The sequence below is a fragment of the Wolbachia endosymbiont of Protocalliphora sialia genome (assembly GCF_053891855.1).
Genome location: NZ_JAIUJX010000005.1, coordinates 1 through 26,681, shown reverse-complemented (window position 1 = coordinate 26,681; position 26,681 = coordinate 1). Strand labels below are relative to the sequence as shown.

Annotated in this window: 20 protein-coding genes, 2 tRNA genes and 2 pseudogenes; 15 read left to right on the top strand and 9 right to left on the bottom strand. The window is 34.8% G+C overall.

Going from position 1 to position 26,681, the window contains the following annotated elements; translation table 11 throughout:
• Positions 1-293, top strand: a pseudogene (locus LB100_RS03520) (hypothetical protein); the annotation flags it as partial.
• 24 nt (positions 294-317) lie between these two features.
• On the opposite strand, the gene fumC reads toward LB100_RS03520, so the two are convergent.
• The 3 genes from fumC to LB100_RS03505 all read right to left on the bottom strand — a co-directional run bounded on the left by fumC (position 318) and on the right by LB100_RS03505 (position 6,316).
• Positions 318-1,706 (bottom strand): class II fumarate hydratase, encoded by a 1,389-nt coding sequence (gene fumC, locus LB100_RS03515; protein WP_456201469.1) that lies wholly within the window; start codon positions 1,704-1,706, stop codon positions 318-320.
• 191 nt (positions 1,707-1,897) lie between these two features.
• A complete protein-coding gene (locus LB100_RS03510; protein ID WP_456201468.1) occupies positions 1,898-3,304 on the bottom strand; it encodes an ankyrin repeat domain-containing protein in 1,407 nt (468 codons plus the stop codon).
• A 213-nt stretch (positions 3,305-3,517) separates the two neighbouring features.
• Entirely contained in the window at positions 3,518-6,316 is a 2,799-nt protein-coding gene (locus tag LB100_RS03505; protein WP_456201467.1) for a PD-(D/E)XK nuclease family protein, read from the bottom strand.
• A gap of 99 nt (positions 6,317-6,415) precedes the next feature.
• Between LB100_RS03505 and LB100_RS03500 the strand changes: the two genes are divergently transcribed.
• The 6 genes from LB100_RS03500 to LB100_RS03475 all read left to right on the top strand — a co-directional run bounded on the left by LB100_RS03500 (position 6,416) and on the right by LB100_RS03475 (position 15,113).
• Positions 6,416-9,475 (top strand): phosphoribosylformylglycinamidine synthase subunit PurL, encoded by a 3,060-nt coding sequence (locus LB100_RS03500; protein WP_456201466.1) that lies wholly within the window; start codon positions 6,416-6,418, stop codon positions 9,473-9,475.
• Between the two features lie 77 nt (positions 9,476-9,552).
• Positions 9,553-10,065 (top strand): membrane protein, encoded by a 513-nt coding sequence (locus tag LB100_RS03495; RefSeq protein ID WP_010401691.1) that lies wholly within the window; start codon positions 9,553-9,555, stop codon positions 10,063-10,065.
• Between the two features lie 262 nt (positions 10,066-10,327).
• Positions 10,328-10,405 (top strand) — tRNA-Arg (locus LB100_RS03490).
• 82 nt (positions 10,406-10,487) lie between these two features.
• Positions 10,488-11,606 (top strand): molecular chaperone DnaJ, encoded by a 1,119-nt coding sequence (gene dnaJ, locus LB100_RS03485; RefSeq protein WP_012481762.1) that lies wholly within the window; start codon positions 10,488-10,490, stop codon positions 11,604-11,606.
• A 169-nt stretch (positions 11,607-11,775) separates the two neighbouring features.
• Entirely contained in the window at positions 11,776-13,410 is a 1,635-nt protein-coding gene (locus tag LB100_RS03480) for a ribonuclease J (RefSeq protein ID WP_063630613.1), read from the top strand.
• A 446-nt stretch (positions 13,411-13,856) separates the two neighbouring features.
• The gene (locus LB100_RS03475; protein ID WP_026092717.1) at positions 13,857-15,113 is read left to right on the top strand and encodes a Tol-Pal system protein TolB; all 1,257 of its coding nucleotides are present in this window, start codon (positions 13,857-13,859) and stop codon (positions 15,111-15,113) included.
• A 38-nt stretch (positions 15,114-15,151) separates the two neighbouring features.
• Here the strand turns inward: LB100_RS03475 and gatC are convergent, their stop codons facing one another.
• From gatC to tkt, 3 genes are all read right to left on the bottom strand, one after another.
• The gene (gene gatC, locus LB100_RS03470) at positions 15,152-15,505 is read right to left on the bottom strand and encodes an Asp-tRNA(Asn)/Glu-tRNA(Gln) amidotransferase subunit GatC (protein WP_456201465.1); all 354 of its coding nucleotides are present in this window, start codon (positions 15,503-15,505) and stop codon (positions 15,152-15,154) included.
• A complete protein-coding gene (locus tag LB100_RS03465) occupies positions 15,495-16,415 on the bottom strand; it encodes a ribose-phosphate diphosphokinase (protein ID WP_264720088.1) in 921 nt (306 codons plus the stop codon). Before LB100_RS03465 ends, gatC begins: the two co-directional genes overlap by 11 nt.
• A gap of 148 nt (positions 16,416-16,563) precedes the next feature.
• On the bottom strand, positions 16,564-18,528 hold the full coding sequence (gene tkt / locus LB100_RS03460) for a transketolase (RefSeq protein WP_456201464.1): 1,965 nt from the start codon (positions 18,526-18,528) through the stop codon (positions 16,564-16,566).
• 113 nt (positions 18,529-18,641) lie between these two features.
• Between tkt and rpsD the strand changes: the two genes are divergently transcribed.
• The 8 genes from rpsD to dnaQ all read left to right on the top strand — a co-directional run bounded on the left by rpsD (position 18,642) and on the right by dnaQ (position 23,388).
• On the top strand, positions 18,642-19,256 hold the full coding sequence (rpsD, locus tag LB100_RS03455; protein ID WP_006012690.1) for a 30S ribosomal protein S4: 615 nt from the start codon (positions 18,642-18,644) through the stop codon (positions 19,254-19,256).
• A gap of 5 nt (positions 19,257-19,261) precedes the next feature.
• Positions 19,262-19,348, top strand: a tRNA-Leu gene (locus LB100_RS03450).
• Between the two features lie 20 nt (positions 19,349-19,368).
• Entirely contained in the window at positions 19,369-19,563 is a 195-nt protein-coding gene (iscX, locus tag LB100_RS03445; RefSeq protein ID WP_264337261.1) for a Fe-S cluster assembly protein IscX, read from the top strand.
• Positions 19,564-19,893: 330 nt separating this feature from the next.
• Positions 19,894-20,154: a DciA family protein gene (locus tag LB100_RS03440; protein ID WP_254229807.1), complete on the top strand. Its 261-nt coding sequence runs from the start codon at positions 19,894-19,896 to the stop codon at positions 20,152-20,154.
• Between the two features lie 54 nt (positions 20,155-20,208).
• A complete protein-coding gene (rpmB, locus tag LB100_RS03435) occupies positions 20,209-20,523 on the top strand; it encodes a 50S ribosomal protein L28 (protein WP_007302640.1) in 315 nt (104 codons plus the stop codon).
• The gene (lipA, locus tag LB100_RS03430) at positions 20,516-21,379 is read left to right on the top strand and encodes a lipoyl synthase (protein WP_108784143.1); all 864 of its coding nucleotides are present in this window, start codon (positions 20,516-20,518) and stop codon (positions 21,377-21,379) included. The genes rpmB and lipA overlap by 8 nt, the downstream gene beginning before the upstream one ends.
• A gap of 98 nt (positions 21,380-21,477) precedes the next feature.
• A complete protein-coding gene (locus tag LB100_RS03425; RefSeq protein ID WP_264720090.1) occupies positions 21,478-21,942 on the top strand; it encodes a hypothetical protein in 465 nt (154 codons plus the stop codon).
• 786 nt (positions 21,943-22,728) lie between these two features.
• Positions 22,729-23,388 carry a DNA polymerase III subunit epsilon gene (gene dnaQ / locus LB100_RS03420; protein WP_264377951.1) on the top strand — a complete coding sequence of 220 codons (660 nt, stop codon included), beginning with the start codon at positions 22,729-22,731 and terminating at the stop codon, positions 23,386-23,388.
• An 80-nt stretch (positions 23,389-23,468) separates the two neighbouring features.
• Here the strand turns inward: dnaQ and LB100_RS03415 are convergent, their stop codons facing one another.
• From LB100_RS03415 to LB100_RS03405, 3 genes and pseudogenes are all read right to left on the bottom strand, one after another.
• Positions 23,469-24,296 carry a hypothetical protein gene (locus tag LB100_RS03415; RefSeq protein WP_264720092.1) on the bottom strand — a complete coding sequence of 276 codons (828 nt, stop codon included), beginning with the start codon at positions 24,294-24,296 and terminating at the stop codon, positions 23,469-23,471.
• Positions 24,297-24,416: 120 nt separating this feature from the next.
• Positions 24,417-25,232, bottom strand: coding sequence for a hypothetical protein (locus LB100_RS03410; RefSeq protein ID WP_456201463.1), 816 nt, complete (start codon positions 25,230-25,232; stop codon positions 24,417-24,419).
• A gap of 105 nt (positions 25,233-25,337) precedes the next feature.
• A pseudogene (locus tag LB100_RS03405) lies at positions 25,338-26,492 on the bottom strand (hypothetical protein).
• Positions 26,493-26,681 lie beyond the last annotated feature (189 nt).

Sequence of the window (26,681 nt, the reverse complement as noted above, 5' to 3'; positions counted from 1 at the left end):
AAAAAAATGGTCTAGACAAATGGGTGCATTATAGTTCAGTGCCAGAAGAACATACTAGCCTGGAAGGTGAGCTAACTTTCCTAGACTCTCAAATAAATGGCGGAGAGCCATTAACTAGTCTGCAATCCTCAAATGTGAATCCATTGCCAGAGTTCAGTTTCTCTCTAAGCTCTGTTACGCTAGATGAGATGGTTAAGAGATATGGCTTTAATCACAATGACCACGCTCTAAGTGATTTAGAAGAGGTATATGTAGAGCAACCAGCAAAGTTCCATACATATTACCACAATTAACTAGGGACAAAAAAAGGTGGTAGTTTAACCTACCATCTCCTCTGGTTTCACTATCCTTTCAAACTCCTCCTCAGTGAGCAGTTGAAGTTTTGCTGCTGCTTCTTTTAGAGTGATATTTTCTTTATAAGCAAGCTTCGCTATTTTTGCTGCATTGTCATATCCTATATGCGTATTTAATATAGTAACTAGCATTAACGACTGATTTAGTAAATCCTTTATTCTTTCTTCGTTTGCTTTAATATCAACTACGCATTTCTCTGCAAAATTTAAACTTGCATCAGCTAAAAGTCTTATAGACTGCAAAACATTGTAAATTATCACCGGCTTAAACACGTTCAATTCAAAGTGACCATTTGAGCCACCAATTGTCACGGCAACATGATTTCCCATAACCTGAGCACATACCATAGTCACTGCTTCACATTGAGTTGGATTCACCTTACCTGGCATGATTGAAGAGCCAGGCTCATTTTCTGGTAACATTATTTCTCCAATTCCGCATCTTGGACCAGAACCAAGTAGCCTTATATCATTTGCAATTTTCATCAAGCTTACTGCTACTGTATTGAGTGCTCCACTGAGCTCAACTAAAGCATCATTTGCTGCTAGTGCTTCAAACTTATTTTTTGCTGAAGTAAATGGAAAATTAGTGATTTTTGCCACTTCTTTAGCAAAATCCTCAGCAAAACCCTTTTTAGTATTGATTCCCGTGCCAACTGCAGTGCCACCTTGTGCAAGTTCATATACATTGCTTAGAGTTGACTTTACTCTCTCTATTCCCTTTTTAATCTGAACTGCATAGCCAGAAAATTCCTGCCCAAGTGTTAGAGGAGTTGCATCTTGCAGATGAGTACGCCCTACTTTTATTATATCTTTAAATTCATGAACCTTATTATTTAGCGCTTTATATAATTCTTCAAGATTGGGAATAAGCAAGCGGTCTATTTGTTCTGCTACTGCTATATGCATTGCTGTTGGAAAAGTGTCATTTGATGACTGACCACAGTTTACATGATCATTTGGATGCACTGGAGATTTACTACCTAAATCACCGCCCAAAATTTCTATTGCACGATTGCTGATCACTTCATTCACATTCATATTGGTCTGCGTCCCAGACCCGGTTTGCCAAACAACAAGTGGAAATTGATTATTAAATTTACCGTCTATTATTTCCTTTGCAGCTGAGCAGATTGCATCCCCTACTCTATTATCTATGCTACCCTGCTTCATGTTAACACGTGCTGCTGCAAGTTTTACTATTGCTAGCGCTTTAATCAGGGGCTCTGGCATTTTCTCTGTACCAATTTTGAAATTTTCCAAAGAACGCTGAGTCTGCGCTCCCCAGTAATGTTCACTTGGTACTTTTACTTCTCCTAAGCTATCTGATTCTATTCTAACTTTTTTATCCATATTTCCTCATTCTAGTGTTTGACATTACCTACATATATGATTAGTTAAATCAAATTGTATTTCAGTGTCAAGTTGAGACATTTTTAGTGAAGACCTTAGAAAACTTTCAAGCCATATCTTTTGCTTCTATTATTTTTTTATTGTTATTAAGGCAATCATGCAACCTTAAGCAATAAACCTACTTTCACTCTCTATAAGGCTATTCTACTTAGAGCTTGAATAGTGAAAACATCTTTAAGCGCAGAAGCTATACCTGTGTTTGCTTTCTCTTTTTTTACTTCTACAACTGTATAACCAAAAATTGCACCTAACGCTAGACTAATGGTAGCTGATGCTGCACAAACTGCAATCGCTGCTCCCGCAGAACATGATATTGTCATACCTGCAACATAACCTATTGCACCACTCACGCCAATGCAGACGTATTTCTTCCGCAGTTCTTTTTGTATGTAACCTTTCAGATATTCTTTTACATCTAAATGCCCGTTTCTAGTAGCATAATTCAGAGCAGTGTTTTCATAGCCATCTTTCACATTAACATTTGCTTTTGCTGTTTCTATCAGGTACTTTACTACCTCTAAATAGCAACTTCCAGCAGCCCACATTAGAGCAGTTCTTCCATAGTGATCTGTTGAATTAATATCTTCTTTCTGTTTTTCTATCAGGTATCTTACTGTTTCTAATTGACCATTTTTGGCAGCTGAAAATAATCCTGCATGATTGTTAATCATTTGTGCAAATGATAATGTTTTTAGTTTAGGGGGTTGTAACTCTTGAGTATTAAAGTTTAATTGTGCTGGAACAATTTCTACTTCAAGCTCTACATGTTCTCTTGTGAAACGATCAAGTAGCCTTTTTACCTGATCAATTGTTTGAATTCTTACCTTATAATACCGCGATAAAGAATTGATTATTTCCCTGTTGTTAAGAACAAATATCACTAATTCTATTTTACCTGTTAAATCTTTAGCATAGATTGAGTATTCTATATTTAATCTATCTTGTGAAATATTTCGTATTGTCTCACTCTCTGTCCAAATTCTTACCTGTTCATTAATTCTCTTACTTACAAGAAAATTATATAATTCACTATCTTCTTCCTTCATTTTATTGAGCTCATCCTTACAGTCATACCAATAAGATGATAACTCTGGTATACAAGTAGGAAGAGGCAAGCGAGGTATTGACATATCAAGATTAGCTATTAAATGATATCTAGTTAGAAGCTTTGCTACCTCCGTATGGCCATTTACAATAGCATATGTTAGGGCAGGGAATTGACCTTTACGTTTCACATTTAAATCAGCTCCATTTGCTATTAGAAGTTGTACTACCTCAAGATGACCATGGGCAGCAGCATGAATTAGAGCAGTTATGTTTCCCGGAGATTCTGCATTAACATTTGCTCCCTCTTCTATCAAGTATTGTACTATCTTTAGTTGACCATTGTCAGCAGCCCATATTAAAGCAGTTCTCCCATAATCATCATCTATTGTATTAATCATTGCTCCACCCTGTATGGCTTGCTGAACAAAACGTAGCTCACCTTCTTTAGCAGCATCAATTAGCTGCGCATTTAGCTGTTTTTGTGATGGCATATACCCCTCCTAAAAAATATACAATTTAAAGCTATTTTAGCCACTATTCAAGTTTTAATGGCTAAAATTGATTGAATCACTTTTTAGTGTTTTTTTATGGTTATTTGAGTCTAGCAAAGATGAGTCTATATCACAATCTAGTAATTCTCCTACTGCACTTAGTAAACCAGCTGTACAACCAGCTATTTTGATCTGGATGAGAGGAGATATAATTTATAACCACTCCCCTATCCTTTCTAGTTGTTTGTAGCTGTTAAATCTCAGGAATTTATCAAAATAAGGAGAGGCAATAAAGGGAGTAGTATCTCTTAAATAATTAGATAAGAAATCTGGTAGAATATTCTGAAATTCATGCATTTTTTGTCTATAATCTTTCAAAGCAATAACCTTTATTTTATCATAATCAAGTTTCCAATAAGCAAGCTCCGAGACTTCTTTTTTTGTTGTGTATTCCACTGCTAAAGCTTGTAAAATTAATTGCGGGAAAAATCCTGACATAACTTCCTCATTGGAAGGTGGTGAACCAAGTTTATAGTCTATAATTGCTACTTGCCCACCTGGTAGATACTCAACTCTATCACATCTTGCTGTCAATAAAATTTCTTCTGTCATTCGAGTATCTGACCAGCTATTATTACACAATTGTCTGGTGTGTTCATTTGCAATCAAATTTTCTGGATCCAAGTAGTCAAGCACTGGAATGACACCCTTCTTCTTAGTGGAAGTTGTACAGCATCCGCGCAGTTGTGTGTCACGCGCTGGAATATGAAATATCGGATAGGAAAAGCTCTTCTCCAACTCAACTTGATTGTTTCCAGTCCTATCAAACTCAACAAAAGATTGAATTATCCTCTGCAACCTTACCCACCACATATTTGAAAAGTGGAATCGATTAGACGAGAATATTTCTCGTACAACACTCATCAGCGACTTTTCGTTGCGTAAATATCTTGCAAGAATATTGTGTACCATAGTGCCAAACTCCAATATCGATGGCTTAAAATTCAAGTCTCTCAATTGCTTAAGGCCCAGTATATATTCAACGTAAAACGAATAAGGATTACGAATTAGCTTTTCTATTGCACTGCAAGACATCACTTGCATTTTTTCTTCTCTGACTTTGGCTTGAGGTTTTGGCATAGGCTGAGTACATGGAACAATACACTCAGGTGTATTTAATATTCTTAGCCAATCGCGGTAAGGATATTTTGTTCTTTGCAACAGAATATCCCAACGGTGTAATAGAATTGATTTTCTATCACTAATTAGCCTCGTAATATAAACCTTGCCGGCACCAAATAAATTGCGCAAAGTATACAAAAAGTACCCTTGCTCTTCTTGCACAGAAGGAAGGTTAAATTTTTCTCTATTCAGTGCACTCAAAAACGGATTCTGAAAATTTGGTATATCATTAAATCCAGCAAGTACTACAACTTTATTGTGATATAAGCTGAATTTATCTAAGTTATTTTCTGGAGAAAAAAATTTTCTTTTTAAAAATAATATCAGGATTTGGCTATATAACTCTAAGGAGCATTTTATTGCCACATCTTCACATGCATTTAAGAAATCACGAGTAAAATTACCTATTTCACCATTTAGCTCTAAAAAATTGATATTAGAAAGGACATTAACACACTGCAAATGAGCTGATGCCACATCAAAAATGGGATAATTTACAAGATACAGTAAAGGATTAAATATAATCTTTAAATTACTGATAATAATTAATATATCTTCTTTATGTCTTAGCTTTTTACAAGTATTAATAGCGTTAATAATATCCTTAAGACCATTTGTATTAAAGCTACGCAATACTTCTATCTCAAACTCAGATAAAATACGAGTGTATTCTTCTTGAGTGTAACCAAAAGTCACTAGACTATGTTTGAGTAGCGAAAGCAGTGCCACACTGTTCCAATTTGAGGTCAAAACTTCAATGCTGTAAAATAGGAGCGTTATATAAGAATAGTTTTCCGATATGGTACACGCCATACGATCTGCAAGTAATTTATCAAAGACAAACAAAGAAACGTTTTCATAACCTTCATTCTTTATAATTAGTGACGTCACTTGTGCTTCTTCCTCCCTTGAATCACAAGTGATGACTTCAATATTTTCAATTGATCCGCCACCAACTTCACTTAGATCAGCAGTTGTATCGAAGATATAATCAAGATATTCCTCAGGACTTCCTGTTATCCCAGCCCTTTCTTCTGTCATCCCAGTGCTTGACACTGGGATGACACCAGAACACGCTTCTGACAGAAAACTAACATCCCTTCTATCCACTTTTAAATAATCGAGTAAATCTTTCAGGCAATGTTGATAGTGTTTTTTATCAAGTGATTTCCAATCTTTTTCGTTCATTTTCAAATTCAGGTTAGGTAGAATTATCTTTCCAAATGGCAGGTCATATATAGCCTTAATCAATAACTTGTAGATTTCACCCTTTCCAATTCCAATAAAGATCATATGCTGATCTTTCTGCAGGAAGTTTATCATATTGTTTATGTAGTCATTCTTATGCTTTAGTATATCTATTACTCCCAAACCTTTTAAAGTTTTACTCCAAGTTTTGATAAGTAAATTTATGAAATTCCCTACTTTTTTTGAGTGCTCATCAAGTTGATAATCACCCTCTATTTGGGTATATTGAAGCAATGACGGCAAACTGTAAACCAGATCGATTGGAAAATTATCATTGTTTTTTTTATTCCACTCCAATATAAATTGAATGAGTAGCAGTGTTCTTTTTGTTGGGTTGATAACTTTAACTCTATCAAGATTTAATATTAAATCTTCTTCATCAATATTCTCTAGTGAAACTATCTCTGGCAAAATTATAGCGCTGCAACTCTTGAATGCACCCAGCAATGCTATCACATCCCTCTTGCATGGAAGTATGATCTTTATTTGAGGAATTTCTTTTCTTTCATATTCAGAAAATATATGCTGAACTAGAACATCGAAAAAGGATGCATCTACGTTAATGGTAAAAACTTTTCTCATGAAAAATAACAATTAGTATGATGCATTATTGTACAGCAAAATATAAATGTGCTCTCACTTTCTTATGTTATTATATATCAAATTTTTTAATAATATTGCATGACGAACATCAGAATAGAAGTTTTAAATAAATGTAAGCAAGTTAGCCACAGGTGGCTAGTCAACATTTACTCGATTTACATAAGCAAAGAACTACCATTAAAATTATACGAAGAAATTTGTGAATTATTTTATAATAAAGTCATACAAGATTGTTGTTATTATTCTTACAACAAAAATCTCGAAGAAGTTCAATATGATTTCATAGAATCACAAGCAAAGTGGGGCTTGGAAATAAGCTTTCTACCTGGCATGACCGATAATGTTGGCAATACGGCAAAACAGATTGTTAGAGAATATCTAATGAGTAAAGGCCACATTGATGAAAGTGTTTCTATCAAGGCAAGAAGTTCAAAATTACTTCTAAGTCAAGGAGGTTTTTCAACCGAAGATGACATAAAACAGGAATTCAATCCTATTACTGAATATTGCACACTTGTCTATAAAGAAAACGGCAATTGCCATTGGAAGTATTACAGTAAACCAAATACCCCACCTGGTGTCATTACAGCGCGTGACCAGGAAAAAAAAGAATGGATTCCAGTGTCAAGCACTGGGATGACACCAGGTAATAATGGAGCAAAATCTGTCAAACTCAATGTGAGTGACCAAGAGCTTGAAAAAATCAGCAGAGATGGAATCGATGGTAATGGCACTTTAGGGCTCTCGCTGGCAGCAATGAAAGCTATAAAGGATTACTTTAAAAAACTCGGTAGAAATCCATATGATATTGAACTTGAGTCTCTGGCACAGACTTGGTCTGAACATTGTAAACACAATATTTTTTGCTCCCCTATTGATGAAATAAAAGACGGTCTATATGCTCATTATATTAAGCGTGCAACGCGTGAGATAAATTCTAACATATGCGTGTCAGTTTTCTCCGACAACGCAGGAGGAATAATTTTTGATGACGATTACTTGATTGTAGATAAAGTTGAAACTCACAATAGTCCTTCAGCTCTCGATCCGTTCGGTGGAGCAATGACTGGAGTGCTTGGAGTTAACCGAGATATAGTCGGTTTTGGCAAAGGTGCAGAACCTATCATGAATACTTATTACTTTTGCTTTGCCAAAGAATCAAAAGGCAAACTTTATAGAGATAAAGAGCGTACTGATAAAATCTTACCACCAAAATATATAATGAAAGAAGTGATTCACGGTGTTAATGTTGCTGGTAATTGCTCCGGTATTCCAACGCAACTTGGATCAGTATACTTTGACGATAGATTCTGTGGAAAGCCATTAGTTTTTGTTGGAAGCATCGGAATTATTCCACGGAATATAAATAATGCACCTTCACACATAAAAGAACCCAAAAACGGTGATAAAATCGTAATTATTGGTGGAAGAGTTGGAAGGGACGGAATTCACGGTGCAACTTTTTCTTCAGAGGCATTGTCGGGAAACAGTCCTTCAACAATTGTGCAAATTGGTGACCCTATAACACAAAAAAAATTATCCAACGCCGTCGTAGAAGCAAGAGATCTTGGTCTTTATAATGCAATAACGGATAATGGAGCAGGAGGTCTATCATCGTCCATTGGTGAAATGGGAAAAGACGGATTTGAAGTTGATTTGAGCAAGGTTCTCCTTAAAAACGATGGTATGGCTCCGTGGGAAATATGGATATCAGAATCACAAGAGAGAATGACCTTAGCAGTGCCAGAAGAAAATCTTCCTGCGTTTAAGCAAATCATGAAAACACATGATGTGGAGGTCTGTGTAATTGGAGAATTCAACAAAAGTGGCAAAGCCGTTGTTAAATGTCCCCCAGGAGAAGTAATAATGGACATCGAAACTGAATTTCTGCATGACGGTAATCCCAAAGTGCATTTACAGACGAAACCGTGGTCTAAGGAGTCTGCTGTATCCTTTCCTGTCATCCCAGTGCTTGACACTGGGATCCAGCAGGTAAAGCCTGCAAACATTTTACGCCAAAACCCATACGATGGTGGAGCTGAGCGTGAAATGGATTCCAGTCTCAGCTACTTGCATGACACCTTTGAACTAAAAGAAATGCTAAGCAGACCAAACATACGCAGCAAAGAGTTTATAGTGGTGCAATATGACCATGAAGTTCAAGGATCGTCAATACTGAAACCACTGCAAGGCAAGGGAAGAGTGTGCAGCGAAGCTGTTGTCTCGAGGCCAGTCCTTTCTTCAAACAAAGGTGTTGTAAAATCGCAGGGATTTGGCTCAAGTTATGGAGAAATTGACACTTATCACATGGCAGCATGTGCGATTGACACTGCCATACGCAACTACGTAGCTGCAGGAGGAAATATAAATCATCTAGCGTTGCTCGATAATTTTTGCTGGTGTGATGCTTATAATCCAGAAAGATTGTGGCAACTAAAGAGAGCTGCAGAGGCTTGTTACAACTTTGCAACTGCATTTAAAACACCATTCATATCCGGAAAAGACAGTATGTTCAATGACTTCAAGGGATATGATGAAAATGGCGAGAAAGTGATAATCTCTGCACCACCTTCATTACTCATCTCAGCAATTGGAATTATAGAAAATATTGAAAATGCGGTATCGCTTGATGTGAAAATGCCAGGGGACTTGATATATGTGCTTGGTACAACCCACGATGAGCTTGGTAGATCTGAATATCAGTTATATAGTGGAATAGATAATAACAACGTGCCAAAAGTTAATGCAAAGAGCGCTAGGAAGTTGTATGAACGTTACAACCAGGCAATAAAAGATGGCATAATTGTCTCTGCAATTGCACCAAACTTAGGGGGCTTAATTATTGCTCTGGCAAAATCGCTAATTGCAGGAGACCTTGGTGCTGAAATTGATCTTTCACTAGTACCAATAGGAAAAACACAAAATACAGACATAATAAACAAGATAATAATGTTTTCTGAATCGCAAAGTAGAATATTAGTAACCATTGCCCCGCAAAATCAGCGGAAGTTTGAAGAATTGTTTAAAGGTATAGTTTTTTCATGTATTGGAAAAGTGACAGAGGAGAAAGCTCTCAATATAAAGGATATTATAAGAATAGATTTGAAAGACTTAGGTGCTAGTTTAAATAACTTTTGATTACGCTAGACAAATTTTTCATTATGTGTAATGTCTGATTAAAATAAATGCATATTATTAAATTTGGGTAGGTGATTATGTCCATTTTATCAATACTCTTGCTTATCAGTCTTTCTTTACTTAACACTTCAAATAAATTAATGATATGTGCTGCCTTATTTGTGGGAGCTACTTTAGTTGTAAACTCAATGGTTGAGTTTTATGGTAGAAGCAAAGCTACTTACAGCTTAATAGTGTGTACAGTGATATGCTGTCTTTTTAAATTGCAAAATTTTAGTTTTATGATACTGGTTCTATATACTGCAATTTTAATCTCTCTTCTCTCAAGCATAGTTGTTTTTGAAGAATTAAAGTCGAAATTGAATTTTCATATGGCAAATTTCATCACTTTAATTATAGCATCGGTCATTGATAGTACGATTATTTGTGTTGGACTACTATACAAAATTTCTGCAGGTAAATGCTTATCAATATATATTAAAGATTTAATTTTCAAGTTTTCCTATGCATCGATATTGAGTATCTGCTTGTTTGTAGGAATGTATTTATTCTCCTTGGCAAGCAAGAAGTATTTTAAGGTTTCTGCATAACCCGTCTTCTGATATAGCCAAAATAGTTTAGATTTAACTATAACCGTCATTCCGCTATTTGTTAGCAGCTTGGTAGTATAATGTGAAAAGCTCTTATTCGGATAGCGGTTCTAAAATCAAAGTAATTGGAAACTGTTAACTTAAGTTATCCTTTAAGAGAGCTAGTACAATTTCTTACAGGTTTCATACATGATAAGAGTTTTATTTTTAGCTAAACCAATTGAAATAAGCTATAAAATCTGTTAAAGTCAACTTTGTGCAAGCACCCTTAGCTCAGTTGGATTAGAGCATTTGACTACGGATCAAAAGGTCGGGCGTTCAAGTCGCTCAGGGTGCACCATATTTTATAGGAAATAGAGGTCATGCTTGAAATTCATATGTGTAATACCTATCTTTAAAGGTAAAATACTGAGCTATTATATATGAACAAAAAAGACTATTATGATCTGCTAGAAGTGAGCAGAAATGCTAGTACTGACGAGATAAAAAAAGCATATAAAAAACTAGCATTAAAATATCATCCTGACAGAAATCCTGGTAATAAGGAAGCAGAGGAAAAATTTAAAGAAGTAACAGCTGCATATGAAGTTCTATCTGACTCTGAAAAAAGAGCAGGTTATGATCGTTATGGTCACGATGGTGCTTCCGGTGGATTTGATTTCAGCCAAGCTGGAGGGGATTTTAGCGATATATTTAACGATTTTTTTGGTGGAGGATTCGGCGGCAGTACAAGTAGGTCAAGAACAAAAAGAAGTACAACAGGAGTATCTGGAGCAGATCTGCGCTACGACCTTAAAATTACCTTAGAAGATGCATTTAAAGGAATACAAGCACCTATACATTATGTGACAAATATAAAATGTAATACATGCCAAGGCACAGGTAGCGAAGGAGCAATCAAACCAGTTCAGTGCAACACATGCCAGGGAAGCGGTAGAATTAGAACTCAACAGGGCTTTTTTACCATTGAAAGAACGTGTACTACATGCTATGGGGAAGGAGAAATAATACAAAATAAATGTAAGAAATGCGGTGGAAGTGGGCGTAAAAGAGATGAAGTAAATATCTCCGTTTCAATTCCAAAAGGCATAGAAGAAGGAGCTAAGGTAAGGGTCAGTGGTAAAGGAGAAGCTGGAGCAAGAGGTGGAAAAAGCGGAGATTTATACGTATGTGTGAAAATAGCTACTCATCAGATCTTCACTCGCAATAGAGCAGATTTACACTGTAAAGTGCCTATAAGAATGACACTAGCAGTACTTGGTGGTGAAATCGATATTCAATCAATTGATGGAGCTAAAATAAAAGTAAAGGTCCCTGAAGGCACTCAAACTGGTACCAAACTACGTTGTAGGGAAAAGGGTATGCCATATATGAACTCACATGCTCGTGGTGATTTATACGTACAGGTAATAGTTGAGACTTTAAATCCAAAGAATTTAACCCAAAAGCAGATTGAGCTATTAAAAGCGCTTGAGGAAGAGGAACATGAAAGTGTAGAGCAGAAATCTGAAGGATTCTTTGGAAAAGTAAAAAAAAAATGAGAAATTTGCTAAATGATATAAAGAGGTAGCTGTCTACACTTAATTCTTTTTACCAATTTAAAAGCCTTCTCTTTTAGTGAAAAGATTTTTTTAAGTTATGCAAAAGTGATAAATTCCTTTATTTAAGGTCGAAGTTTTGCTATCCTCGCATTTTAATAATTTAAAATTAATGAACATAAACAAAAATGAGTTTTTATTTCTTCCTCTTGGAGGAGTAGGAAGAATTGGGATGAACGTTAGCCTATATCATTATCAAGGCAAGTGGATTATGATCGACCTTGGTATCGGTTTTGCAGATGAAACTATGCCAGGTGTTGAGCTACTCATTGCTGATGTAGATTTTATTGCTCAAAGAAAAAAAGATTTGCTTGGAATAATAATTACACATGCACATGAAGATCACTGTGGTGCAGTGCCTCATCTGTGGGAAGATTTGCAATGTCCCATATATACAACAAAGTTTACAGTTAATTTTCTCAAGGAGAAACTAAAGGAGTTTCGATTGGAAGGTGTGGTACCTGTGAAAGAGGTAGACATAAATGGCAGCATAAATTTGGGTCCTTTTACCGTTGAGTTTATAAATGTAACTCACTCAATTCCTGAGGCAAATTCAATATTAATTAGCACTGAAGCAGGTAGTGCACTTCATACTGGGGACTGGAAATTTGATCCAAAACCTGTTGTTGGATTAATTTCTAATATAGAGCGTTTAAAAGAAATTGGCGATAAAGGTGATCTACTTGCAGCAATTTGTGATTCAACAAACATACTGAGCAAACATGACCCTGAATCAGAAAGTGAAATTTATGATAATATTTACAATATAATAAAGCGGTCTAAAAAATTGGTTGCTGTCTCGCTATTTGCCTCGAATGTGGCGCGAATTGAAACAATAAGCCAAGCTGCAAAAGCACTAAATAGAAAAGTGGTTTTACTTGGCAGATCTTTATGGAGAATAGTGAAAGTTGCTCAGGATAGTGGTTATTTAACTGATTCTCCTGAGTTTCTAGAAGCAAAGGAGGCAGTAAATTTTCCAAGGGAAAAGCTGGTGCTACTTTGCACAGGTTGTCAAGGTGAGCCACTGGCAGCTACCGCAAGACTTGCCGCTAAGAGTCATCAAGCATTTAAAATGCAGCAAGGTGATACCATGATCTTTTCATCAAAAATCATTCCTGGCAATGAAACTCGTGCACATAACATGCTCAATGCCTTTATTGAGATGGGAGTGGAAGTTATTACTGAAAAAACAGAGAATGTTCATGCTTCCGGACATCCAGTAAAAGCAGAGCTAAGGGAAATGTATTCTTTGATAAAACCTAAGATGTCTATTCCGGTTCATGGTGAGTATATTCATACGGATGCACATGTAAAGTTTGCTAAAGAGTGCGGTGTGAAAAAAGCAATAATGATTGCACCAGGTGATATTGTTAATTTGGAAAATGGGGAAAAAGTTAGCTCCATTGATGTCGACTACTTTGGTATTGATGGTATGTTACTCCGTCATCCAGAATGCAGCGTTATAAAAATGCGTGAGAGAATGAGAGATGCCGGAGCTATCGTAGTGACAGCAGTTGTAAACAAGAAAAATAAACTGCTTGCTAAGCCAAAAGTATTTGCACCTGGTGTTTTCGAAGCGCAAAAAGATGCAGCCATTATGCAAAAGATCATAAAGAAGGTTGAGTCAGCATTTGACTCACAGCCGATAAAAAAAATAAGAAATAAAATTGAGAGCTCAATATTTAGTATCTTAAAAGAATATTTACTAAAAAGACCTATAATTGAAGTCCAGATAGAACAGGTATAGAAATACACCTTTTTTTATTAACCATTATTTGAGTAAGAAGTTAACAATGTATTCTTTGATGTTATTTCAGCATGCAATACTGGAATCCGTAAAAAAAAATCAGTGTCAGATCACACAACTATACAAACATTGTGATTTGAATCTACCAGAAGGGTGCCATCTCAACGCCCATGCAAACATTGTAGTTTTAGAGCAATCTCCACCAGTAGGGTGTCATCCCAGTGCTCTGAAACTGGAATCCAGTTTTTCATGCAACCTTGTCAAAGACGTTTATTTTAGAATAAAACAGCTACTTTTATGCTTGCCACCTCAGTGCACTTACTTGCAGTCAAATTTCTGGATTCCAGTGTCAAGTACTGCAGAAATTGATTTACTCTACTGTCATGCAGTTTAACTTCAAAAGTAAGCTATTTGCTGAGATGACAGGAGGTAATGCAAGAAATCTAATGAAGCTATTCGTTCAACTGGTGTTATTTATTTCGTTATTTATTCCTTATTCCACAAAAGCTGTTTTATATGTTGATATAAAAAAAAGCAATATTGGTAATATTGATCTTGTTGTATCTAAATGTGCATGCAAGACAGAAGTGGAAAGTGAGCTAAGTGAAAGCATCACAAAAGTAATTGAAACAAATCTATCTAATTGTGGCTTATTTAATGTGAAACGTGATGCGAAAGTTGAGTCTTGGAAAAGCGATACTGTAGTCACAGTAAGTTTAAGTGAAGTATCAAACAGAAATTTAGAGCTATCTTTTCGTTTATCTGACAGCTTTACAAACAGAGAATTGCTTACTCAGTCGGTTGTTTTTCTAGCAAAAGACTGGAGGAAAATTAGTCATCTTGTTTCAGATCTGATACATGATAGATTGATTGGTGAGAAAGGGCATTTCAATACAAAAATTACATATATCGCTGAAGAAAAAGATAGCAATTACAAATCCGTCCGTAAAATTGCTGTGATGAATCAAGATGGAAGTAATATAAAGTACTTAACAAATGGTGAGAAATTTGTGTCAACACCAAGATTTTCACCAAATGGAAAGGGTATTGTTTATATCTCATACACAAATGGTAAAAGTTATATAATATTAAAAAATTTAAAAGATAACACTGAATCAATAATCAGCGCATTTGAAGGAGTTATTTCTGCACCAAGATTTTCTCCTGATGGTAAATCTCTTTTTATTTCCCACTCATTGAGTGGTGAAACAAATATATTATCTCTAGACTTAAACAGTAAACGAACAAAAAAAATTACTAAAGGTTCAGCTATAAGTACTTCTCCCTCTTTGTCTCCAGATCAAAAGTACATGGTTTTTAGTTCTGATATAAGTGGAAGTCAGCAACTATATATCATAGATTTCACTAAAAAAAGCAAAAAACCCAAGAGAATTAGTTTTGGAAATGGAAGATATGCTACACCTGTTTGGTCGCCAAAAGGAGATCTGATAGCTTTTACAAAAATTCAGTCAGGAAAATTTTACATAGGAGTTATGAAGCCAGATGGCAAAGAAGAGCGCTTGCTTTCAGAGGGACATAAAATTGAATCTCCGGCATGGCTACCAAATGGCAGAGAAATTATCTTCACTAACGCAGAATCACCAAGCAACTCTAAATTATATTTAGTAGATTTAGTAAAGAAAAATCAAAAAATGGTTTTTACTCCAACGAATGCTTCTTTACCAGATTGGTCTTATTTTTGAAAGTAGATCTATAAAATCGTTATAAATCTTGCTTTATCTTAATCGTTTATAACCTTCGGTACTACGAAATACCCATGCTCCGATTTTGTATTGGATAATATTTCTTCTTTAATGTTTTGAGAATTTATAATATCATCGCGTACATAAATATCCTTATCTATAGTTCCATAACGCATAGGAGAAACACCTTCAGTATTAACTTTCAACAAAGTATCATGTATCCAATCCAGCATTGTCAGTTCTTTTGAGTAGTATTGAATCTCATCATCGGATAACTTAATCCTCACAAGCTGTGCAGTTTTAAGCATTTCTTCTTTAGTAATTGTTATTTTTCTCTTATTTGCAAATTCTATTAACGAAGTGATAACATCTTCTGTTGATCTAGCTGGCACTTTTACCTCCTTGCATAAAGCAAATTAAAATATTTGCAATTGAAACAACCTCTATCTTATCATTTTTTTCAAATTTGTGAAATACGGTGTCCGTAATTACTAATTTATCCAGAGAAGAGGAAGAGATTTTCTCAACTGCATTTCCTGAAAGTATTCCATGTGTAATGCATGAAACTACAGACTTTGCTCCTCGGTTTTTTAAAGCAAGAGCTGCATTACATAATGTTCCGCCAGAGTCAACTATATCATCAACAATGACGCAATTTTTGTTTGCAACTTCTCCGATTACATTCATTACCTCAGATGTACCTGCTTTTTCTCTATATTTATCTACTACAACAATATCATTATCTAACTTGTATTTTTCCTCTAAAATCTTTGCAAAAGCACGAGCTCTGCCAATTGCTCCAACATCAGGCGCAACTATTGCCAAGTTTTCCTTGTATATAGAGTTAACAAATACTTCAAAACAGCTTAGATTAGTAACTGGTATATCAAAAAAACCTTCAATTTGACTTGAATGCAAATCAATAGCAGCAACACTGTTTGCACCAGCTGTTTGAATAAGATTTGCAGTTAATTTAGCACTTAAAGCAGATTGCATATTATTGTTTTTAATAACCCTATCCTGCCTACTGTATCCGTAATAAGGAATAATAGCCGTTATTCTCTTGGCTCCTGACCTCTTTGCTGCATCAATTGTAAGCAGAAGCTCCATAAGGTTATCATTTACAGGGGAAGAAAGAGATTGTACTATATATACTTCTTGATTACGTAGATCATTTGCTACTTCTACATTTACCTCACCATCGGCAAATCTTGATACCTGAGTAGGTAATAGCTGAGCATTTAGCCCACTTGCTATTGAATCTCCTAATTGTTTACTAGTGCTACCTATTATTACCTTCATATATATCAATTAAGTTTTGAAAATTATACAGAAACCATAGAATGATTAAAACTTTATTCTTGCCGCCAAGTGGATCATAGAAACGGAAAAGTTACTCGAAACATTTCACCGATGTTCCTTATCATAATAACGGCACTTGCTGAGTGCATTAAGTAATTTTATGCGCAGTGGAATGATAAAAAGCGTTTTCACAAACACATTTTACTACATAATCAGCGCTAATATTAAAATGCTTATAAAGAGCTTCATAAGGTGCTGATTCTCCAAAATTTTTCATGCCAATAAATATACCGTTTGAACCTATATATTTATGCCAACCCACTTCACTTCCAGCTTCAATTGCAACTTTAATACTATCATTATTTAATATTACCCCTTTATATTCATCACTTTGCTCGTCAAAAAGCCTCCAACACGGCATAGAAATGACCCTTGTACCTACACCTTTTTCCTGTAATTTTTCTCTTGCCTCAACTGCAATTTTAACTTCAGATCCGGTAGCAAATATCGTCACTTCTAGCTTCCCTGAATATTCGCATAGTATATATGCACCAAATTTTGATAGGTTGGCCAATTGGTCAGTATAAGAGTGCATGTAATTAATATTTTGCCTTGAAAGCGCAAATAGTGCAGGTGACTCTTTTTTTTCAAGTGCAATGCTAATGCACTCCAAAGTTTCAATTGCATCTGCTGGCCTAAAAACATACAGATTTGGTATAGCTCTCAGAGAAGCTAAATGCTCTATTGGCTGGTGAGTTGGACCATCTTCTCCTACTCCAATTGAGTCATGAGTCATTACATAGATAACCTGCTGCTTCATCAAAGCTGAAAGACGTATAGCAGGTCGGCAGTAATCGGAAAATACTAAAAAAGTTCCACCATAAGGAATAATCCCACCATGAAGAGCCATACCATTCATACAAGCTGCCATAGCGTGCTCTCTCACTCCATAGTGTACATAAGAGCCACTATAATTATTACTATCTATTGCCTGCATGTGCTTATATTTAGTACAATTTGAACCGGTAAGATCAGCAGAGCCACCAATTAGTTCTGGCATAGACTTAGTTAATAGTTCCACTACTCTGCCGAAAGAAGATCGAGTAGCTTCGTTTGGCATGAGCTCACATATTTGTTTCTTCAGGTTAGCCAAATCACTCTCGATGTTATTCGGCAAACGTTTCTCAAGTCTTCTTTGTAGTTCTTCATTGATCAAGGATGTATAGTTTTGCTTTGCCCTCTTAACTGTTTCTATCCAAGCGTTTCTCACATCTTCTGGTACATGAAATGGTTCATAGTCCCAATTTAATTTTTCTCTCATCTGTTTTACATCTTCCTCTGTAAAGGCACCACTATGAGCAGAAGATGTGCCAGCACGGCTCGAAAATTTTCCGATAATAGTTTTGCAACAGATTAGTGTAGGTTTATCAGACTTTTGCGCCTGCTCTATTGCAAGGGATATAGCATCAAAGTCATGCCCATCGATTTTGTCAACATTCCATCCATACGCTGAAAAACGCTTTTCTATATCATCAGAGCAAGAGAGGCTAGTAGAGCCGTCTATAGAGATGTCATTGTCGTCAAAAAGTGCTATCAGCTTATTTAATTTAAGATGCCCAGCAAGAGACGCTGCTTCATGGCTTATACCTTCCATAAGACAGCCATCTCCTAGCATTACGTAAGTGTAGTGGCTGATTTCAAACTGCTTTGCAAGAATCGATTCAGCAAGTGCCATGCCAACAGCAGTGGCAAATCCCTGACCAAGTGGGCCTGTTGTTGCTTCTATACCAGAAGTCAAGCCAAATTCTGGGTGACCTGGAGTTTTTGATGTAAGTTGCCTGAAGTTTTTTAGTTCATCTATACCAATGTAGCCTGTCAGATATAATATAGAGTATTGCAGCATCGAACCGTGACCATTTGATAGGACGAAACGATCTCTACTGATCCATTTAGAATCATCAGGGTTATGGTTTAGATATTTAGCAAATAATACAGTGGCAACATCTGCCATGCCAAGTGGCATACCTGGATGTCCAGAATTTGCTTTTTGTACTGCATCAATTGATAAAAAGCGGACAGCATTTGCCATGGATTTTAGTAGTAGATGATTCATGTATTAATAGGAAAACTTAAAAGTGAAGTATACTATATCATAGTGGCAAAAACAAGTTGACACTTAATGTTAAAATCATTAATAATTTATAGTTAGATTGTGAGAATTTTTGTATGACAACTGTTATCAATAGAAAGTATAGAATCAGTCGCAGGCTTGGTGTAAACTTATGGGGTAGAGCAAAAGATTCGGTCAATAAAAGAAAATACCCTCCAGGTCAGCATGGTATTCTTGGATTTAAGAAGTTATCTGACTTTGGTAAGCAGTTTGCTGCACATAAGAAATTTAAGTTCTACTATGCAATTTCAAGTAAGCAGCTTAGACGTACATTTTTAGATGCTTACAAAAGAAAGGGTTATACGGCTGATAATTTTATTGGTGCCTTGGAATCAAGGTTAAGTTCTGTTCTATATCACTCTGGTTTTGTGCCAACAATTTACTCGGCAAAACAGCTTATATCTCATAAACATGTTACAGTTAATGATAAGGTGGTTAACATATCAAGTTATAGAGTGAAGCCTGGTGATATAGTAAAAATAAGGGAAAGAGCAGCAAAAATTCCTATATTAATAGAGGCTGAACAAAAACAAGAACGTAAGGCTCCAGATTATTTAGAGGCAGATAGCAAAGCACTTTCAGTGAAGTATTTGAGAGCACCTCAATATTCCGAAGTCCCATATTCAGCAGACATGGAAGTCAATTTAGTAGTAGAATTTTACTCTAGATAAATAAGGCCCGTGTGGCGGAATCGGTAGACGCAGCGGACTTAAAATCCGTGGGTTTTGCGACCTTGGGAGTTCAAGTCTCCCCATGGGCACCAGTTTAATTTATCGAAAAAGTATGAAATGGCTTGATATAGAAGATATTGCAGAAGCTCTAGAAGAGAAGTTTCCCAGTAAGGATATAATTAGTATTAGATTCACTGAACTTAAGAAAAAGATCTTGGGTTTGAAGGAGTTTGATGATGATGAAAAGTATTGTAATGAAAAAATATTAGAGGCCATTCAAGCAGCTTGGATTGCAGAAAGATCTTAAAAAACAGATAGCTATAAGAAAATTACTGCATACAGTAAAAAGATAATCTTCTTGGAAATACTATACTTTACTCGAATTTTAATTAGCTTCATAATAATTTAACAAATTAAAATTAAAAATGATTACAAGGTAGGAAACACAAAATTCTGGCAAATGCTAGATATACAAATACTGCTTTTTATGTGTGAGGCCGAGGATTATGAAAACAATAAGTTAGTTTTTTGTATAAGAAAGTTGTAATATAATTTAATTTTAAGCACTGGAAAGATGTTTAAATATAGCGGGCCAAAGAAATTAAAATCTATAATAGAAAACTATGCATTAAAATGCATGAAAAATAAGATCAGCAAAAATGAAATACGTCTTATTTTAAACTGGAAAAGTATAGTTGGAGAGGAATTAGCAGAATGTACAAAACCACAAAAGATCTCATACGCACAAAACGTAAATTCTGGTGTTCTGCATCTGTTAGTAACAAATGGCAGTAAAGCATTAGAAATGCAGCATATGGTTTCTCTTGTAATAGAAAAAATTACAGTGTTTTTTGGCTATAAAGCAGTATACGGTATAAAAATCAAGCAAGGGAGTTGACTATTTAACTATATAAGGTTAACCTAGTTACATAGGATAAATTGGTATATTGAAGTGAGTAGAATTTGTGAATTAACAAATAGAAAAAAGTCTTTTGGTAATAAGGTATCGCACTCAAATCGTAAAACAAAGCGTACCTTTCTCTTAAATTTACATAAGGTTACATTAACGAGTAATATATTAGAAAAAAAGTTTAGCTTTCGTATAGCGACAAGAACTTTAAGAACTATAGATTACAAAGGTGATCTTGATGCTTTCTTGCTCAACACAAAAACAATTAAACTAAGTAAAGAAGCGCAAAAGATAAAAAGAAGATTAAAGAAAGTTTTAGCAAAACAAGAGGTAGAGCTAGCTGTTTCAGATGCATAGTAAGCCTACATGGCTCAGAGCAAAAGCTCCAGCTGGTAAAGTATTCAATGAAACCTTAAACACTGTTAAGCTACATAACTTACATACAGTATGCGAAGAAGCTGCGTGTCCAAATATTGGTGAATGTTGGAATAAACGTCATGCTACTGTGATGATTCTCGGTTCTGTTTGTACTCGTGCTTGTGCGTTTTGCAACGTTGCAACTGGCATTCCTGATAAGCTCGATCCTCATGAACCAGAAAATTTAGCAAAAGCAATAAAAAAGTTAAATTTAAAGCACGTTGTCATTACCTCTGTTGACCGTGACGATTTACCAGATGGTGGTGCAAATCAGTTTATAAGGTGTATAGAAGAAATTAGAAAGATAACTTCGGAAACAACAATAGAGATCCTCACTCCTGATTTTTTAAATAAGAAAGGAGCGTTTGAAGCAATAGCTATTGCATCACCTGATGTTTATAACCACAACATCGAAACAGTACCAAGGCTGTATGCAAAAATAAGACCAAGAGCTCGTTATTTTCATTCACTATATTTGCTAAAGATGGTGAAACAGATTAATTCTAAACTTTTCACGAAGTCAGGGCTTATGGTTGGTCTTGGAGAAACAAAAGAAGAAATCTTTCAGGTTATGGATGATTTACGTAGCGCCGAAGTTGATTTCATTACAATTGGTCAATATCTGCAACCAACTCCAAAGCATGCAAAAATTGATAGATATGTTACTCCAGAAGAGTTTGAGCATTATAAATATATTGCTTATTCTAAAGGCTTCTTGGTAGTTGCATCAAGTCCATTAACCCGTTCATCATATCACGCTGAAGAAGATTTTAACAGGCTCAAGGCTTGTAGTTAATATCTTGATTTTTTCAGAGTACAGTTTAATATAGTAATTAATATCTTGACTTTATTTAGAATATAATTTAATATAGGTATTTATGAAGCGAAAAAGTTATGGGTGGTTCTAACGAAAAAGTTGACTACACTGAGTTATCAAAATCTTCTATTTCTGACAAAATAAAGCCAAAAAAAAAGGTCGAATTTTGTCAGCAAGTCCAAGTTAAAGAAATTCCACTTGAAGGAAAAAAAGGAGCATGTAAACGATACAAAGAAAAGAAAGAGAAACAAAAACATGAGCTCAATAAAAAACCACAATTATGGGAAAGAGGTGCAGCAATTATTGTTCCACCAGTAATTGGGCTTCTAGGAGGTTTAATAACTTTAACACTCATAACAGAAGAAATAAGTTCACCATTTTTAATTGCAGCTTTAGCTGCTATAGCAATTACAGCAGCAATATATGAACTTGAGTATTTACTTAAACCTGAATTGCTAGAAAAGCCTGGTAAAACTTTAAAGGATTTAGTAACAGATTCTTTTGTAAAGGAAGAAAAAAACTCAAGAACTGTATCACAATAAATCAGAAAAGCTTAGTGAGTTGCCCTAGGCTTGACTTTTTACTTAGCTGATCACAAAAAGTATGAATTTTACAGCACCTAAACCAGCTGTTTAAGATCTTATATAAGCAATTGACAGCTACTGAGATGCCAGTTAAAATATTTACATAGTATATTAACAGAGGGTAAGGTGGGTTTTAGTGGATATGTACATGATAAAGCTTTAACAATATCAGATGTAAGTGCTAAAATTGATATAAGAGAGCTAGCAAACTTTCTACAGAGTAAAAAAGGCATTAACGAGCTTAATTTAATAAATGTAGAGATTGATAGTAAAGATGTAAAAGAGTTAAGTAAACTTACACATCTTACTTCGCTCACTCTAAGGAACAATAAACTCGGTTTTGAAGGTGCAGGATATATAGGTCAAGGCAATCTAAAAAACCTTACTTTACTTGAAATAAGTAATAACAATATTGGAGACAGAGGTTTTGCATTTTTGATTGGCAGCAAACGTCTCCCAAATCTTACTTTATTAAATGTAGAAAACAACAACATTGTTGGAGTGTGGCGCCACCACTATGGAGGAGATATAGCACTCAAAAATCTCACCTCACTTTATGTAGAAGGTAACGGTAAAAAATTCTTAAATGATAAAGAAGTTATCCTTGATAGTATAAAAAAAAGCTCAATAACCGAAGCGCCTGGACACTCTAGAGTAAAAGATGGTGAAGGTGCTACAAAAAAATTAGTAGCTAAAAGAAAAAAAACGATACAAGCTACCAATAGTCAGTCAGATCCTAGTAGTATGTTAAGCGTCAAACAAGATGGGCTGCGTGAAATAGTACTTGACACTGAAACTACAGGTCTTGATGTCAATAGCCATCGAATTATCGAAATAGGGTGTGTAGAACTAATTAATCATATTCCAACAGGCAAAGTATTCCATCGATACATCAACCCAGAAAGGAGCATAGACAAAGGTGCATTTAAAGTTCACGGTATCAGCGAAGAATTTCTAAAGGATAAGCCATTATTTTCAGAGATTGCATCTGAATTTCTTAATTTTATATCTAGCGATACTTTGGTAATTCACAATGCTGGATTTGACATTAAATTTTTGAACATGGAACTTGGTAAACTGAATGCCAAATTAATCTCTTCAGACAGAGTGTTAGATACATTACCGCTTGCAAGAAAGAAATTTGGACCACCGGCTTCTTTAAGTGCATTGTGTGAGCGTTTTGGTATATCACTAGAGAGTAGGGAGCTGCATGGAGCGCTAATTGACGCTGAGTTGCTAGCAAAAGTATATGTTGAGCGATTACAAACTCCTTTGGATCGATGTCAGCATGCAGTACGTAACTTATCTCTTAGAGGACACTTGCCAAGTAATGAAGAAGTTAGTGAGCAGTTAGATGAGATTAACGTATCTGTTCATGAGGGAGTAGTAGATAGAAGATTGTAAAAACGCCTTTTGCTTTCAGTAGCGAAATTATTCTCTCAATGAATGTGTTTTCTAGCTTTAAAAATGCGAATCTCAATATCTTATCTTGAATTACTTAACTGTTGGTTCAAGTTTAAGTTCTTATCATGGTATGTATTTACATCTTTTAACACTTTAAGTGGTCCACCTAGACTATGTTCCACTTTTGTCTCAAATTTAAATCCCAAATTTCCAAAAAATTCTTGAAAATACTCAATAGTAATGTCACACAAACTTCTACCACTTGCTTTATAATTTTTCAGCTCTTTCGGAATATTAATAAGCACTTTACCATCCTCATATGTTATGCTTCTACCCTTAGATTTTAACTTAAATTCTACTGAGCTGTAAAAACCTGGTGTTTTGATATCATTAACAAGATCACTGCTGCGTACCTTTATACAATCCATGCTAAAATTGAGTTTTAGACAATTGGAGTCACGGCAATCCATACTATAAGTTATTATTATATTAGAATCTAACACAAGCAAACCAAATGGAGAAAGAGCCTTTAATATATGAAGAAACAGAAAATGATTATACCCTTCTTGATGATAGTTAGTTATCAATTCTTCCATGATAGAGTCACTCGGAACTTCTGCACCAGCATATTCAAATATTTTTATGAAAATTTGCTTAAGAAATGGACTATAGTTCTTTCTTCCATTCTCATCTTCTAAAATGAGATCTTTATGTTTTGAGTATAGCTCCTCGATAAGCTCATTAGGCACTTCTTTCTCATTAATAGTAAGGTTGTGTGATCTACCAAGGTCAATATATGTTTTGTAACTAAAGTTCCAACTATCTGATTTTATTGATATAGACTTTAAATCAGCATATTTGAGCTTTTTTACTTCAGATTTTAATGCATTAACTATTTTTTTTGACATATCACAATCTTATATTATATACGTATTACATACTTTTCATCATAAGTAAAGGTTTTCTGTAAAACTTGATTTACTTTTTATTATACTCACCTTATTAAAAAAAGCAGAGATTTCAATATCTTATTTTAAATTCTTCAAGTTTAGATTCTTATCTTGGAATGTATTTATATCACTTAATACTCCAAGTGGCTTATCCAGAATATGCTCAATTTTTGTCTCAAAGTGAAATCTAAATTTTTCGCAAAATTTCTGAAAATACTCAATAATAACATCAAACAAATTCTTATCATTTGCTTTGTAGTTTTTCAGCTCCTTAGGAATAGTAAGAGACACTTTACCTTCTTCATACTTCACATTTTCACCCTCACATTTTAGTTTAAACTCCACTGAGTTTTGCAAATTACATACTAAAATTTTATTATCGTTATATATGCCATCATTTACGCTAAAACTAAACTTCAGACAATTTGGATCTTCACAACTTATATAGGTACTTTCTCTGTAAGAAGGAATTAAATAGTGGAATGAATACATCCACAATCCAAAAGAACGAAGTGCTTGACTTTGAGAAGAAAAGAACTGCTTGTACCCAGACCTGTTATAATAAGTTATCAATTCTTCCATAATAGGGTCATTTGGAACTGCTGCACTGGCATGTTCAAATATTTCCTTAAAGATTTGCTTAAGAAATGGACGATAATTCCCTTTTTCGTCCTTTGGAATTAGATCTTTATGTTTTAAATACAAATTTTTAATGAAATCATTAGTTATTGCCTTCCCATTAATAACAAGATCACAAGCAAATTCATATTCACTATTGAAGTCCATATCCAAATCCTTATATGTTCTATAATCAGAACTTTTTGTAGACTTCAAATGAGCATATCCTCTCTCCTTCACCTTAGCTTTCAACTCATTAATCATTTTTTTTGACATATATACTATTAATAGCTCTTATACTATAATACATATATAATTATTAACCTTTTAATAATATAGACTATCAACTGTAACCTGAGTTACTTTCCGGTTTACACTTGATTACTCTAACGATAGATTTTCCAATTCCATCTGATCTACTTGTACTTTTTCTAACTCACTTTTTACCTGTTTATGGTATAAGTTTGCTCCTCTAGCCCAAGATAGGTCACCATTTATTGTACAAACGTAATTGCCATTGTTCCCTCCAAAAGTAAATAACTTACATCTGCTAACTTCTTCACCAATCAGTCCTTTAGTAACTACCTTTTGAATGTGTACGTGACCTAAGTTAAAACCTGTTGAAGAACAACCAAGATATGATGAATTAAGATATTGAAAATTTTGTGGTTGCGTATCATACAACGCTACTATTCCTCTCTTTTCAAGATCATCTACGTATCTGTTTACGGTTGTTTTTTTTGCCTCTCCCTCAATTATTTCTTGTTCCTCTGTAATTTCTTTCTTTTCTCTCAGCTTCGCAAACTCTTTATCCAATAGTTCATCTATTAACAATGGTAAACGTTGTTTTATATCACGGCACATTTCTTTTTGACTTAATATTTTATCTTTATACTCAGATAAAATACCAACTGCTACGCTTGTATCACTTACTGCAATCAGATCATTATTTAAATCCGTTTTAATAATTTTGCCGGTCTCTTGATTAACATGTGCAGTAATTTGCCCTAACAAAATTCCCTCAGGAATTGTTATATCCTTCCCTATATGAAAGTTAATGGCTTTTAAAGAATCAAAATCTATATATATTCCATCTTCATGTTCCGTAAACTGCTTTAAGAGTGCCAGAGCAACTAATCTAAATGTATCTATTTCAACAGCAAAGTATGTTCTTTGTTCATCTTTCATGTTATACATATTTTTGAAGAAGTCCTTTATGCTAATGTCTTCACCATCTATCTTCCACCCTCGATCTATTTCGCTCCAGTCATATTGGTGTAAGTCTACAACGTGAACTCCTTCAATTTTTTTCAGTTCACGCTTTAAATCATCTATTTGATTTTCTTCAAATCCAGGGCCATTGATAACCAAATATATGTCCCTCTCCTCTTTATTTTTTAATTTATGATTTTTAATTATTTAGAAATAATTAAGTTTGCTGTTCTTACCATCAGGTAAAGATGCACCATATACTCTTGGTACCCAAGTTAGTATTATTGGTGCTTCATTTGATAATTCATTTACACTATTAGTCATAATTTTACCTCACTATATTGCTATGTTTATAATATAGTGGATTTTTTAATGAAAAACAAGTTCCTGCTGGTAAGACCTCATTTATGAAGTCCTTCTCTCCTAGTTTACAATTTTCGCTTTCGTATTATCCACCGTAGGTGACTGCTTATAATGCACCCATTTGTCTAGACCATTTTTTTCAAAGTGATC